The organism is Cedecea sp., from assembly GCF_036500665.1.
Taxonomy (GTDB): domain Bacteria; phylum Pseudomonadota; class Gammaproteobacteria; order Enterobacterales; family Enterobacteriaceae; genus Cedecea.
Window position 1 is genome coordinate 77,680 of record NZ_DASYBS010000014.1, and the last position, 13,695, is coordinate 91,374.

The 13,695-nt window shown below is 55.2% G+C and carries 15 protein-coding genes; 11 read left to right on the forward strand and 4 right to left on the reverse strand.

Features of this window, described 5'->3' with window-relative positions; genetic code table 11:
- Positions 1-31: 31 nt before the first annotated feature.
- Entirely contained in the window at positions 32-661 is a 630-nt protein-coding gene (gene yfcG / locus VGM55_RS02235) for a GSH-dependent disulfide bond oxidoreductase (protein ID WP_154188133.1), read from the reverse strand.
- Positions 662-813: 152 nt separating this feature from the next.
- Here yfcG and yfcF point away from each other — a divergent pair, with 152 nt between their 5' ends.
- Genes yfcF through yfcD form a run of 3 tightly spaced genes read left to right on the forward strand, consistent with a single transcriptional unit; the run spans position 814 to position 2,674 of the window.
- Positions 814-1,458: a glutathione transferase gene (gene yfcF / locus VGM55_RS02240; protein WP_331634466.1), complete on the forward strand. Its 645-nt coding sequence runs from the start codon at positions 814-816 to the stop codon at positions 1,456-1,458.
- Positions 1,459-1,515: 57 nt separating this feature from the next.
- Positions 1,516-2,067, forward strand: a complete 552-nt coding sequence (gene yfcE / locus VGM55_RS02245; protein ID WP_154188132.1) for a phosphodiesterase — start codon at positions 1,516-1,518, stop codon at positions 2,065-2,067.
- A gap of 58 nt (positions 2,068-2,125) precedes the next feature.
- The gene (yfcD, locus tag VGM55_RS02250) at positions 2,126-2,674 is read left to right on the forward strand and encodes an NUDIX hydrolase YfcD (RefSeq protein WP_061274940.1); all 549 of its coding nucleotides are present in this window, start codon (positions 2,126-2,128) and stop codon (positions 2,672-2,674) included.
- 56 nt (positions 2,675-2,730) lie between these two features.
- Here the strand turns inward: yfcD and VGM55_RS02255 are convergent, their stop codons facing one another.
- Positions 2,731-3,738 carry a LacI family DNA-binding transcriptional regulator gene (locus tag VGM55_RS02255; RefSeq protein ID WP_331634456.1) on the reverse strand — a complete coding sequence of 336 codons (1,008 nt, stop codon included), beginning with the start codon at positions 3,736-3,738 and terminating at the stop codon, positions 2,731-2,733.
- Positions 3,739-3,994: 256 nt separating this feature from the next.
- On the opposite strand from VGM55_RS02255, the gene VGM55_RS02260 reads away from it, so the two are divergent.
- The 5 genes from VGM55_RS02260 to VGM55_RS02280 all read left to right on the forward strand — a co-directional run bounded on the left by VGM55_RS02260 (position 3,995) and on the right by VGM55_RS02280 (position 7,987).
- Positions 3,995-4,438 carry a PTS sugar transporter subunit IIA gene (locus VGM55_RS02260; protein ID WP_331634457.1) on the forward strand — a complete coding sequence of 148 codons (444 nt, stop codon included), beginning with the start codon at positions 3,995-3,997 and terminating at the stop codon, positions 4,436-4,438.
- Positions 4,439-4,522: 84 nt separating this feature from the next.
- Positions 4,523-4,795, forward strand: a complete 273-nt coding sequence (locus tag VGM55_RS02265) for a PTS sugar transporter subunit IIB (protein WP_038480825.1) — start codon at positions 4,523-4,525, stop codon at positions 4,793-4,795.
- A gap of 21 nt (positions 4,796-4,816) precedes the next feature.
- Positions 4,817-6,208, forward strand: coding sequence for a PTS ascorbate transporter subunit IIC (locus tag VGM55_RS02270; RefSeq protein WP_154188130.1), 1,392 nt, complete (start codon positions 4,817-4,819; stop codon positions 6,206-6,208).
- Positions 6,208-7,041, forward strand: coding sequence for a transketolase (locus VGM55_RS02275; protein WP_331634458.1), 834 nt, complete (start codon positions 6,208-6,210; stop codon positions 7,039-7,041). Before VGM55_RS02270 ends, VGM55_RS02275 begins: the two co-directional genes overlap by 1 nt.
- On the forward strand, positions 7,034-7,987 hold the full coding sequence (locus VGM55_RS02280) for a transketolase family protein (protein WP_154188128.1): 954 nt from the start codon (positions 7,034-7,036) through the stop codon (positions 7,985-7,987). The genes VGM55_RS02275 and VGM55_RS02280 overlap by 8 nt, the downstream gene beginning before the upstream one ends.
- A gap of 57 nt (positions 7,988-8,044) precedes the next feature.
- On the opposite strand, the gene pta is transcribed toward VGM55_RS02280, so the two are convergent.
- Positions 8,045-10,186, reverse strand: coding sequence for a phosphate acetyltransferase (gene pta / locus VGM55_RS02285; protein WP_331634459.1), 2,142 nt, complete (start codon positions 10,184-10,186; stop codon positions 8,045-8,047).
- Between the two features lie 85 nt (positions 10,187-10,271).
- Positions 10,272-11,474 carry an acetate kinase gene (gene ackA, locus VGM55_RS02290; protein ID WP_331634461.1) on the reverse strand — a complete coding sequence of 401 codons (1,203 nt, stop codon included), beginning with the start codon at positions 11,472-11,474 and terminating at the stop codon, positions 10,272-10,274.
- Positions 11,475-11,811: 337 nt separating this feature from the next.
- Between ackA and yfbV the strand changes: the two genes are divergently transcribed.
- The 3 genes from yfbV (at position 11,812) to VGM55_RS02305 (ending at position 13,530) form a co-directional block, all read left to right on the forward strand.
- Entirely contained in the window at positions 11,812-12,267 is a 456-nt protein-coding gene (gene yfbV, locus VGM55_RS02295; RefSeq protein WP_038480841.1) for a terminus macrodomain insulation protein YfbV, read from the forward strand.
- 95 nt (positions 12,268-12,362) lie between these two features.
- Positions 12,363-12,857, forward strand: coding sequence for a YfbU family protein (locus VGM55_RS02300; RefSeq protein WP_038480843.1), 495 nt, complete (start codon positions 12,363-12,365; stop codon positions 12,855-12,857).
- Positions 12,835-13,530, forward strand: coding sequence for a sugar phosphatase (locus VGM55_RS02305; RefSeq protein ID WP_331634462.1), 696 nt, complete (start codon positions 12,835-12,837; stop codon positions 13,528-13,530). The genes VGM55_RS02300 and VGM55_RS02305 overlap by 23 nt, the downstream gene beginning before the upstream one ends.
- The last annotated feature ends 165 nt before the right edge of the window (positions 13,531-13,695 follow it).

The window sequence follows — 13,695 nt, forward strand, 5'->3', positions numbered from 1 at the left end:
CACCAGCGCGGGAAAAAACCTGAACCGGGGATTACGCCTTCTCTGCCTGCTGATAAGCCTTCACGGTAGCAGGTCGGGTGCGGATCCGTTCAAACCAGTTTCGCACCGCCGGGAAATTGGCCAGGTCAACGCGCTGGCGCTCATGGGACACCACCCAGGGATAAGTCGCGATATCCGCAATGCTGTAATCGTGGCCGCCAAGCCACGGGGCTTTCTCAAGCTGTTTATTGAGTACGCCGTAAAGGCGTTGGGTTTCGACCTGATAGCGCTCAATAGCATAAGGGACAGGCTGAGGAGCAAAGTGGTTGAAATGGTGGTTCTGACCCAACATCGGCCCAAAGCCGCCGACCTGCCAAAACAGCCACTGAAGCGTTGCATGACGAGCGCGGAGTTCTTTGCTGAGCAGCAGCCCGGTTTTATCGGCCAGATAAAGCAGGATCTCACCGGACTCAAAGAGGCTCAGGGGTTCCCCTCCATCAGCCGGTTTGTTATCGACGATGGCTGGAATTTTGTTATTCGGTGAGATAGTCAGGAAAGCCGGGCGGAACTGGTCGCCTTTACCGATATCGATACGGTGGATTTTGTAATCGAGACCGGCTTCTTCGAGAAACAGGGTAATTTTATGGCCATTTGGGGTCGGCGCATAATAAAGATCGATCATGGTCACTCCAGTGGTTAGCACATTTTTAACAAACGCTTCGAGTATAGGCGTTTTTGCTCATGCTGCACCGGAATGGTGCGTTTTAAGCGGATGACAAAAGGTTTTTTTCGCTCTATGTTCAATAACCTGACGCGCGAATAAATGAGGATATGATGAGCCAGCCTGCCATTACATTGTGGACCGATAGCCAGTGTTTCAGCCCCTATGCGCTTTCGGTTTTTGTTGCGCTGAAAGAGAAGGGGCTCGCCTTTTCGCTGCAAACGGTCGATCTTGCCAGCGGCCAGAATTTAAAACCGGGCTGGAAAGGTTTCGAACTCACTCGTCGCGTGCCTGTGCTGGCCGTAGGGGATTTTGTGCTCAGTGAATCCTCCGCCATTGCTGAGTATCTGGAGGAGCGTTTTGCCCCGCCGACGTGGGAACGCATTTATCCTCATAACATTGAAAAACGCGCCCGGGCGCGGCAGGTGCAGGCGTGGCTGCGCAGTGACTTAATGCCCATCCGTGAAGAGCGCTCCACGGCCGTTGTCTTTGCCGGCGAGAAGAAACCCGCGCTAAGCCCCGCAGGCCAACAGGCCGCAGAGAAGTTAATCGCCACCGCAGAACGCTTGCTCCCTGAAGGGCAGCAGAACTTATTTGGTGAGTGGTCAATTGCCGATACCGATCTGGCGCTGATGCTCAACCGTTTGATTCTTAATGGTGACGAAGTGTCTGAACGCTTGAAAGAATATGCGAGTTTCCAGTGGCAGCGTGCTTCCGTCCAGCTTTGGCTGGCGCTATCGGCAAAAAACGTAGGCTGATAGCGGGCTGATAATTCGATATCATTGGCTGCTTGTCATTACAGGAGCCAGGGATAAATGAAACTGATGTTTGCCTCGGACCTTCACGGTTCGCTACCCGCCACGGAAAAAGTGCTGGAACGCTTTGCGCACAGCGGCGCGAAATGGCTGGTCATTCTGGGCGATTTACTGAATCACGGCCCGCGAAATGCGCTCCCTGAAGGCTACAATCCTTCAGCGGTAGCGCAGAGCCTGAATAGCGTTGCCGATAAAATTATTGCGGTGCGTGGAAACTGCGACAGCGAAGTGGACCAGATGCTGCTGCAGTTTCCCATCACCGCGCCCTGGCAGCAGGTTTTGCTGGCACAGCAGCGGCTTTTTCTGACCCACGGGCATCTCTATCATCCGGGGCAGTTGCCGCCGCTGTCCGCTGGCGATGTTCTGATTTTCGGCCATACGCATCTTCCGGTTGCAGAAAAGCACGAACAGATCTATTTGTTTAATCCAGGCTCTGTCAGCATACCGAAGGGCGGTTTTGAGGCCAGTTACGGGATGCTGGATGATGGCGTTCTGACCGTTCGCACGCTCGAGAGTCATGGGGTTATTGCGCAGGTGCGTATTACCCCGTAACGTTGACAGGTTAATCCAATAACGCGCCGTAAGAGCGCCCCTGAATAAGGTTTCCCCGATGGTGGAACAGAGTCATTTTGTCGGCACGGAATGGGTAGATATTGTTAATGAGGACAATGAGGTCATCGCACAGGCAAGCCGCGAGCAAATGCGTGCGCAGCGGCTGCGTCATCGCGCGACCTATATTGTCGTTCACGATGGTATGGGCAAAATTCTGGTGCAGCGTCGCACCGAAATTAAAGACTTCATGCCAGGCATGCTGGATGCCACCGCAGGCGGCGTAGTGCAGGCGGATGAACAGATGCTCGAGTCGGCTCGCCGCGAGGCGGAAGAGGAACTTGGCATTGCCGGCGTACCGTTCGCGGAACACGGTCAGTTCTACTTCGAAGATGATAGCTGCCGCGTTTGGGGTGGGCTTTTTAGCTGCGTTTCCCACGGGCCTTTCGCGCTGCAGGAAGAAGAAGTCAGCGAAGTGAGCTGGATGTCCCCGGAAGAGATCACCGCGCGCTGCGACGAATTTACCCCTGATTCGCTGAAAGCGCTGGCGCTGTGGATGACCCGCAACGCCAAAAATGAGTCACAAACGCAAAGCGAAGAGAGCGAGTAATTTTTACCCTCACCCCGATCCTCTTCCTGCAAGGAGGGGACCAGGGTGAGGGAAAATCAGCAACTGTCCCGCATACACAGCGAGGACGCGATAGTCGGGCTCCGATCCCATTCTTCTTCGTTAATTCTTGCCAGCAACGCTCTTCCTGCTTCAATCCCAATCTTACGATGTGGTACCGCAATGGTCGTCAGCGCGGGTTGACACACGCGGCTTACGTCGCTGTCGCCAAACCCGACGATGGCTAAGTCGTCAGGGACTTTGATGCGCCTGCGCTGGCATTCGTACAGCGCGCCGCAGGCCAGCTCATCCGACACGCAGACCAGCGCGTCCAGCTCCGGCCAGGCCAGCAAAAATTCGGGTAACTGTGCTGCCCCGGTGGAGAAATTCGGCGGGGCGGCGGCGTTGATCACCCTGTTGGGTGACATATGGTGGCGCAGCATCGCTTTGTACCAGCCCTGAAGGTGCTGCTGGAAAATCCACTGTTCCTGGTTCGCGCACAACAGCCCGATGTTCTGATACCCGCGGTGGATGAGCATTTCCGTCAGTTCAAACATCGCCGCGACGTTATCAATACCGATGTTCATGTCCAGCGGGTCGGCGCGGGTGGCGCCTATTTCCAGCACAGGAATGCTGGCGTGCTTCAGCCAGCCTCGCACCGTGTCGCTGTGCTCAACGCTCAGTAGTATCGCCGCGGCAATATTAGACGCCAGCAGCTTTTCCTCCTGCTCCAGCCGATGCTGAGACTCCGCAAGCACTATCTGATACCCCGCAGGCTGCAGTACCTGCTGCAGGCCGGCAAACATTTCACTGCAGCCGGATTCCGCCAGGCTTGGGACCACCATCGCAATGGTGTACGAGGAGGCTGAGGCCAGCGCGCTTGCCGCCAGGTTGGGCATGTAGCCCAGTTCGGAAACCGCCGCTTCGATTTTTTCGCGTAATTTGTCGGAAACCTGCTCCGGGGTTCTTAGCGCTCGCGAAACGGTCATGGTACCGACTCCCGCGAGCTGAGCCACATCTGCAAGCGTCACCTTACCGGTACTTCGCCGCTTTCGGGTTATGGACATTATGATTCCTGATTCTCGGCCTGAAAAACGCCAGGCTGACGTTGGCCCCTGAAAAAGAAGGGGAAATATCGCTCAAGTATACGCCTGAAATCGTGCGCCTTAATGCGATTTAACACAATGATTGCAATTTGATAGCGCTATCACAAAACCGAGTGATAGTTATTGGTAGCGCTATCTTTGTGATGCTAGTCACAGTTAAACCCGAGGCCGTTGAATAAAGTTTGCCCATCATCAACGTCGATTTTGAGAGGGTATCGTGCTTAACCAATGGCTGCATCAGGGGACTATCCAGCTTCACGACAACGCCGCTAGCTGGCAGCAGGCGCTGGAAATTAGCGCCCAGCCGCTGCTGAGTGCGGGGATTATTGCCCCGCATTACCTGACGGCCATCATGCAACAGCATCAAAAGCTGGGGCCTTATTATGTGCTGGCGCCGGGCCTGGCGATGCCTCACGCGCGGCCGGAAGAAGGCGCCACCGGGCTTGGGCTGTCTCTGTTAAAGCTGAAGCAGGGCGTTAGCTTTCATTCTGAGGATAACGACCCGGTGGACGTCATTATTATGCTGGCGGCCCCGGACAGCCACAGCCACATTGAAATGATTTCCGCGCTCGCTGAGCTATTTTCCAGCGACGAAGATATGGCGTTATTGCATCAGGCCAATAACCTGGAGGAAATACAAAAAATAATTAATCGATTCTAGTTTTTTAATTTAACACCATAGGTTTTACGTTGCATTGAAAAATGCGATGCGCTCGTACTCTACTAAAAATATAAGGTAAATACGATGAAGATAATGGCAATCTGCGGTTCCGGCCTGGGTAGTAGCTTTATGGTCGAAATGAACATTAAAAAGGTGCTTAAAAAACTCAATATTGAAGCAGAAGTGGAACATTCTGATTTATCTTCCGCCACGCCGGGTGCGGCTGATGTATTTGTGATGGCGAAAGACATTGCCGCCAGCGCAAGCCTGCCGGACAGTCAGCTGGTGGTTATCAACAACATCATCGATATCAATGAGCTGGAAAATAAGCTGAGCGCTTATTTTGCTGGCCGTTAATCATAATTAGCGGAGGCGGATATGTTTATCCTTGGTACGCTGAATTTTATTGTTGATATTCTAAAGGTCCCGGCCATTCTCGTCGGGTTGATAGCATTAATTGGCCTGGTGGCACAAAAGAAATCATTTTCTGATGTGGTCAAAGGCTCAATTAAAACCGTATTAGGCTTTATTGTTCTGGGCGGCGGTGCCACCGTATTAGTAGGGTCTTTGAATCCACTGGGCGGTATGTTTGAGCACGCCTTTAATATCCAGGGCATTATTCCTAATAATGAAGCGATTGTTTCCATCGCGCTGGAAAAATACGGGGCATCCACGGCGCTGATTATGGCCTTCGGGATGGTGGCGAACATCATTGTGGCTCGCTTTACCCGCCTGAAGTACATCTTCCTGACCGGGCACCACACGTTCTACATGGCGTGCATGATAAGCGTCATCCTGACCGTGGCAGGCTTTGAAGGCGTGGCGCTGGTGTTTACCGGGTCGCTGATCCTTGGCCTGATTATGGCGTTCTTCCCGGCGATTGCTCAGCGCTACATGCGTCGTATCACCGGTACCGATGATATCGGCTTTGGCCACTTCGGCACGCTGGGCTACGTCCTGTCCGGCTGGATCGGCAGCAAGTGCGGGAAAGGCTCGCGTTCAACGGAAGAGATGAATCTGCCGAAGAACCTCAGCTTCCTGCGTGACAGCTCAATCTCCATCTCCCTGACCATGATAATTATTTACATGATCCTCGCGATTTGTGCGGGCCAGGTTTATGTAGAAGAGAAGCTCAGCGGCGGCCAGAACTTCCTGGTTTACTCCATTATTCAGGCGATTACCTTTGCGGCCGGGGTGTTCATCATCCTGCAGGGTGTGCGCTTGATTCTGGCGGAAATCGTCCCGGCATTTACCGGTTTCTCCGAGAAGCTGGTGCCTAATGCTCGCCCGGCGCTTGACTGCCCGGTGGTTTACCCTTACGCGCCGAATGCCGTGCTGGTGGGCTTCCTGTTCAGTTTCCTCGGTGGCCTGGTCGGCCTGTTCCTGCTGGGGCAGATGAAGCTGGTGCTGATTTTGCCGGGCGTAGTGCCTCACTTCTTTACCGGGGCTACCGCCGGCGTGTTTGGTAACGCTACCGGCGGTCGTCGCGGGGCAATGGTGGGGGCTTTTGCCAACGGACTGCTGATTACCTTCCTGCCTGTCTTGCTGCTGCCTGTGCTGGGGGCGCTGGGCTTCGCCAACACAACCTTCTCCGACGCTGATTTCGGCGTGGTGGGGATTATCCTCGGCAACCTGGCACGCTTCCTGTCACCTGCGGCGATTACCGCAGTAGTGGTCGCCGTGTTTGCGGTACTGGTCGGGTTCAACTATCTGGGCAAAGGAAAAGGCACTCCTGCCGTACACACTGAAGACAATACGGGGGCTAAATAATGAATGAACTGGCAGACGTCACGCGGTTTGCGCGCGATATCCGGGTGGAGACGCTGAAGGCGCTCACCCAGCTGGGGTTCGGTCACTACGGCGGCAGCATGTCGGTGGTTGAAACGCTGGCGGTACTGTACGGCGATGTGATGAATATCGATCCGGGCGACCCTGACTGGGCTGAGCGCGATTACTTTGTGCTGTCGAAAGGGCATGCTGGACCGGCGCTATACAGCACGCTGGCGCTTAAGGGATATTTCCCGGTCGAGCAGTTGGCCACTCTGAATGAGAATGGAACCAGCCTGCCGAGCCACCCCGATCGCCTGAAAACTCGCGGCGTGGACGCCACTACCGGTTCGCTGGGGCAGGGGATTTCGATCGCCGCCGGTATTGCGCTGTCCCACAAGCTGGCGCAGCGCCGTAACCGGGTATTCAGCATCGTCGGCGACGGCGAGCTGAACGAGGGGCAGTGCTGGGAGGCTTTCCAGTTTATTGCTCATCACCGCCTCAATAACCTGACGGTTTTTGTCGACTGGAACAAGCAGCAGCTGGACGGCGAGCTGGACGAAATCATCTGTGCATTCGATCTGGAAGAGAAGTTTAGCGCCTTCGGTTTTGACGTTGTGCAGGTGAAAGGCGATGACGTTGCTGGCTTGCTGGCGGCGGTGAAGCCGGTTTGCAGCGGCGAGCAGCGTCCTCTGCTGGTGATCCTCGACAGCGTGAAGGGGCAGGGCGTTCCGTATCTTGAACAGCTGGGTAACTCCCACCATCTCCGCCTGACGGAGCAGTCAAAACAGGCGCTGGAGCAGGCCATCGCGCAACTGGAGGCGGCACATGATTAAGGTAAGCCAGTCCGGCGCTCAGGACGCCGTTGAAATGCGTAAGGTCTACGCCGGTTTTGTTCAGCAACAGATCAATGCAGAGAGCGGCATTATCGCGCTTGAAGCTGACCTGATGAGTTCGATGGCGATGGACGGCGTACAGCGAGATAACCCGCAGCACGTGATTAACTGCGGCATCATGGAAGCCAACGTGATTGGCGTGGCGGCAGGCCTGTCTCTAACCGGACGTAAGCCGTTTGTTCATACTTTTACCGCCTTCGCCAGCCGCCGCTGCTTTGACCAGCTGTTTATGTCGCTGGATTACCAGCGCAATAACGTCAAGGTTATCGCTTCTGACGCCGGGGTCACGGCCTGCCACAACGGCGGGACCCATATGTCGTTCGAAGATATGGGCATTGTGCGTGGGCTGGCGCACTCCATCGTGCTGGAGGTGACCGACGCGGTGATGTTTAAAGACATTCTACGTCAGCTGATCGATCTCGAAGGCTTCTATTGGGTACGCACTATTCGCAAGCAGGCGGCTACCGTTTATGAGGAAGATTCGACCTTCACCATCGGCAAAGGCAACGTGCTGCGTGAAGGCACGGATGTCACGCTGATAGCCAACGGAATTATGGTTGCAGAAGCGCTAAAAGCGGCTCAACAGCTTGAGCAGGAGGGCGTCAGCGCGGCGGTGATCGACATGTTCACCCTCAAGCCTATCGACCGCATGCTGGTGAAGAATTACGCGGAGAAAACGGGCCGCATCGTCACCTGCGAAAACCACAGTATCCACAACGGGCTGGGGTCAGCGGTGGCCGAGGTGTTGGTGGAAACCTGTCCGGTACCGATGCGTCGGATTGGCGTGAAGGAGCGTTATGGCCAGGTGGGGACGCAGGATTTTCTGCAGCAGGAGTACGGCCTGACGGCGGAAGCTATCGTGAAGGCGGCTAAAGAACTGCTGTAGCGGGTTAAAGCAATAAAAAAGGCAGCCAGGTGGCTGCCTTTTTGCGTCTCAGCTGGCTTACGCCTGCTGAGCGGACTGAATCGCGGTCAGAGCGATGGTGTAGACGATGTCGTCAACCAGCGCGCCACGGGACAGGTCGTTAACCGGCTTGCGCATACCCTGCAGCATTGGCCCGATGGAGATCAGGTCTGCAGAACGCTGTACCGCTTTATAGGTGGTGTTACCGGTGTTCAGGTCAGGGAAGATGAACACGGTCGCACGGCCCGCAACAGGGGAGTTTGGTGCCTTAGACTTAGCAACGTCAGCCATGACCGCAGCGTCATACTGCAGTGGACCGTCGATGACCAGGTCAGGGCGTTTTTCCTGCGCGATACGGGTCGCTTCACGCACTTTCTCAACGTCGCTACCTGCGCCGGAGTTACCGGTGGAGTAGGAGAGCATTGCAACGCGCGGGTCGATACCGAAAGCGGCAGCGGAGTCAGCGGACTGAATCGCGATCTCTGCCAGCTGTTCTGCGGTTGGATCCGGGTTGATCGCACAGTCGCCGTAAACGTAAACCTGTTCAGGCAGCAGCATGAAGAACACGGAAGACACCAGAGAACTGCCCGGTGCGGTTTTGATCAGCTGCAGCGGTGGACGGATGGTGTTGGCGGTGGTGTGAACTGCGCCGGAAACCAGGCCGTCAACTTCGTCCTGCTCAAGCATCAGGGTGCCCAGCACAACGTTGTCTTCCAGCTGTTCGCGGGCAACGGCTTCGGTCATGCCTTTGCTCTTACGCAGCTCAACCAGACGGGCAACGTAGCTTTCGCGAACCACTTCTGGATCGACGATTTCGATGCCTGCGCCCAGCTCAACGCCCTGCGCCGCAGCAACACGGGTGATTTCATCCGGGTTACCCAGCAGCACACAGGTCGCGATACCACGTTCAGCGCAGATAGCGGCGGCTTTAACGGTACGCGGTTCGTCGCCTTCCGGCAGCACAACGTGTTTACCGGCTTTACGAGCCAGTTCGGTCAGCTGGTAGCGGAACGCTGGAGGAGACAGGCGACGGCTGCGCTCGGAGGTCGCGGTCAGGGATTCGATCCAGTTAGCATCGATGTGGCTTGCCACATATTCCTGCACTTTTTCGATACGCTGATGGTCGTCGGTTGGGACTTCCAGGTTGAAGCTTTGCAGGCTCAGAGAGGTCTGCCAGGTGTTGGTGTCAACCATGAACAGCGGCAGGCCGGTGGCGAAAGCACGCTCGCACAGCTTGCTGATGCGTGGGTCCATTTCGTAACCGCCGGTCAGCAGGATAGCGCCGATTTCCACGCCGTTCATTGCGGCCAGGCAGGCAGCAACCAGCACGTCCGGGCGGTCTGCAGAGGTGACCAGCAGGGAGCCAGGGCGGAAGTGTTCCAGCATGTGCGGAATGCTGCGCGCACAGAAGGTCACGGACTTCACGCGGCGAGTGTTGATGTCACCTTCGTTAATGACGGTCGCGTTCAGGTGGCGAGCCATGTCGATTGCGCGGGTAGCAATCAGTTCGAAGCTCCACGGCACGCAGCCCAGAACCGGCAGCGGGCTGTCGGCAAACAGCTGCTTAGGATCGATGTTCGCGATGCTCGCTTTGCTGGAGTCGTCGAAGATCTCGGACAGGTCAGGGCGGGTGCGGCCTTGCTCATCAACCGGGGCGTTCAGTTTGTTAATGATAACGCCGGTGATGTTGGTGTTTTTGCTGCCGCCGAAGCTGCTGCGGGTCAGTTCGATACGCTCTTTCAGCTGCTCCGGAGAGTCATTGCCCAGAGACATTACGAAGACGATTTCCGCGTTCAGGGTTTTGGCGATTTCGTAGTTCAGCGCCTGAGCAAACTGGTGTTTGCGGGTCGGCACCAGGCCTTCAACCAGCACGACTTCAGCATCTTTGCTGGTGGCGTGGTAGTTGGCGATAATCTCTTCCATCAGCACGTCCTGCTGATTGCTGGACAGCAGGGACTCTACGTGGCCCATGTTCAGCGGCTCGGCGGCCGGGATGGTGGAGTTAGCACGAATGATGCTGGTAGTCTGGTCCGGGCTATCGCCACCGGTACGCGGCTGGGCGATAGGTTTGAAGACGCTCAGACGAACGCCTTTTTGTTCCATAGCACGGATAACGCCAAGGCTTACGCTGGTAAGGCCGACGCTGGTTCCGGTAGGGATCAGCATAATAGTACGGGACACGGTATAACCTCTTTCGTTTTCGCGAGCAGGTATGCTCACTCGACTCAGAAAACAACACCGCCAGCTAAGGCTGGCGGTGAGGGAATCAGGCGGTCAGGCGGGATGCATCCTGAGCGATGACCAGCTCTTCATTGGTGGTGATAACCACCGCCGGGCGAGTGCCTTCCTTGTTGATGAAGCCAGACTTGCCGAAACGTGCAGCCAGGTTGCGCTCGTGATCAACGTCGAAGCCCAGTACGCCCAGTTTGCCCAGGGACAGCTCGCGCACCATCGCGGCGTTTTCACCGATACCGCCGGTGAACACGACTGCGTCCAGACGACCTTCCATCAGCGCGGTGTAGGAGCCGATGTATTTCGTCAGGCGGTGGCAGTAAACGTCCATCGCACGTTTAGCGTCTTCTTTAGTCGCGTAGTTGTCTTCAACATAGCGGCAGTCGCTGGTGACTTCGGTCAGACCCAGCAGGCCGGACTCTTTGGTCAGCATTTTGTTGATGTCTTCCACGCTCATGCCCAGGGCATCGTGCAGGTGGAAGATGATAGCCGGGTCGATGTCGCCGGAGCGGGTACCCATGACCAGACCTTCCAGCGGGGTCAGACCCATGGAAGTATCAACGCATTTGCCGTTACGGATTGCAGAAACGGAACCGCCGTTGCCCAGATGGCAGGTGATGATGTTCAGTTCATCAACCGGCTTGTTCAGCATTTTTGCGGCTTCCTGAGTCACGTAGAAGTGGCTGGTGCCGTGTGCGCCGTAGCGACGAACGCCGTGCTCTTTGTACAGTTTGTATGGCAGCGCGTAGAGGAAAGATTCTTCCGGCATGGTCTGATGGAACGCGGTGTCAAACACGGCAACGTTTTTATCAGCCAGGTTAGGGAAGGATTTCAGTGCTTCAGCGATACCGATCAGGTGAGCCGGGTTATGCAGCGGTGCAAAAGAGGCTGAATCTTTGATACCCTGAATTACGGAATCATCGATAACAACGGAACTGGTGTATTTTTCACCGCCGTGTACGATACGGTGACCGATAGCGGTCAACTGAGCGGACAATTCTGGTTTTTCTGCCAGAATCTTATTAACGATGAAGTTAAGAGCTTCGCTGTGAGCGGCACCTGCACCCAGAGCCGCTTCTTGTTTAGCGCCGTCCAGCTTCCACTTGATGCGGGCTTCAGGAAGGTGGAAACACTCTGCTAAACCAGAAAGGTACTCTTCACCGTTTACAGCATCGATAATTGCGAATTTCAGTGATGAGCTACCGCAGTTCAGAACCAGTACTAGCTTACTCGACATGGAAGTACCTATTTTAAATACGTGGCTAAAAAAACGTCAGTTGGTCTATCAGCGTAGCGCATGATGACGCGGACATTTATGATTAACGTCATGCCAGGAACGTTTTTTGGCATGGCGAATAAAATTACTCAGAGTTTACGCCATATTACCGAAGCTGCAGGTCACGGCGATGTAAAAGAATGTTTGACAGCGTGTGGTTTCCCCACTACGGCCATCAAGGCCGGCACAGGGTAGCAGATAGAGGCTCGTAAAGACAAAATTTTTTGAACGATGTCATTTAGAGTTGCTGAGTTGCAAAATTATTTTATTTTTTATATGTAGAGTTGAGGTATGAGCCATGTCGACACCCCAGAATAGCCATGTTAGCTGGTTTAGCCTGTTCGGACGTGGGCAGCATTACTCAAAGACGTGGCCGCTGGATAAGCGCCTGTCACCGGTATTTATTGAAAACCGCGTGATTCGTGCCACTCGGTACGCTATACGTTTTATGCCGCCGCTGGCGGTGTTTACGCTGACCTGGCAAATCGCGCTGGGCGGCCAGCTTGGCCCTGCGGTAGCAACGGCACTCTTTGCCTGCAGCCTGCCAATGCAAGGGCTGTGGTGGCTCGGCAAACGCTCGGTCACGCCATTACCGCCGTCAACATTACAGTGGTTTTATGAAGTTCGTATGAAACTGCAGGAAGCAGGGCAGGCGCTGGCCCCGGTTGAAGGCAAGCCGGACTACCAGGCGCTGGCGGACGTGCTGAAGCGCGCGTTCAAACAGCTGGATAAAACTTTCCTGGATGATTTGTAATTACCCTACGGTTGCGCATATAAAGGAAGGCATACTTTCTTACAGGTTATCTCTGTCATAACCTGGATTTTTCCATGCACCAAAGGAGTCAGGAAATGGAAATGACTAACGCGCAACGTCTGATTTTATCCAACCAGTATAAGATGATGACGATGATGGACCCGGACAACGCCGAGCGCTATCGTCGCCTGCAAACCATCATCGAACGCGGCTATGGCCTGCAAATGCGCGAGCTGGATCGCGAGTTTGGCGAACTGAAAGAAGAGACCTGTCGTATCGTTATCGACATCATGGAGATGTATCACGCGCTGCATGTTTCCTGGACCAACCTGAAAGACAGCCAGGACATCGACGAACGCCGCGTCACCTTTATGGGCTTTGATGCCGCCACCGAAGCACGCTTCCTCGGCTATGTTCGCTTTATGGTGAATATTGAAGGCCGCTATACCCATTTCGATGCCGGCACCCACGGCTTTAACGCCCAAACCCCAATGTGGGACAAATATCAACGAATGCTGAAGGTGTGGCATGCCTGCCCGCGTCAGTATCACTTAAGCGCCAACGAGATTGCGCAGATTATTAACGCCTGAGGAGAGACGCGTAGTGAAGTGTAAAGGTTTCTTGTTTGATTTGGATGGTACGCTGGTTGACTCCCTTCCTGCCGTCGAGCGCGCGTGGGTGAACTGGGCAAAGCGTTTTAATATTTCCCCGGAAGAAGTCTTGGGCTTCATCCACGGCAAGCAGGCGATTACCTCACTGCGCCACTTTATGGCCGGGGCGTCCGAGGAAGAGATCCAGCAGGAGTTCCTGCGCCTGGAGAAGCTGGAGTCCGAAGATACCGATGGCATTGTTGCTCTGCCCGGTGCGGCTGAGTTGCTGGCTCACTTGAACGAAGCGGGTATTCCGTGGGCTATCGTCACTTCAGGCTCTGTGCCGGTAGCGTCCGCTCGTCGCCGGGCGGGTGGCTTACCCGAGCCGGAAGTGTTTGTTACGGCTGAGCGAGTGGCCCGCGGCAAACCTGAACCTGATGCCTATTTGCTTGGGGCTCAGCTGCTCGGGCTTGAGCCGGAAGAATGCGTGGTCGTTGAAGATGCGCCCGCCGGCGTGCTTTCCGGACTTGCTGCAGGCTGCCACGTGATTGCGGTTAACGCGCCGGCGGATACGCCACGGCTTGAACACGTGGATTACGTCCTCACCTCCCTTACCGAACTGCTGGTCCAGAAATCGCCGGACGGCACGGTCGAAGTGCTAAGAAAACACTAATCCCATGATTTAACCCCGCATTTGCGCTGAGGGATCCCCATAAATCAGCGCTAATAAACCAACACCATATTTCGGTAGGTTTTGGCGAGGTGATTAAGAACGGTGCTCAGCACCGTTTGCTTTAAAATTAGCGGGGAGTGTCTTAAGACATTCTCCGCTAACGTC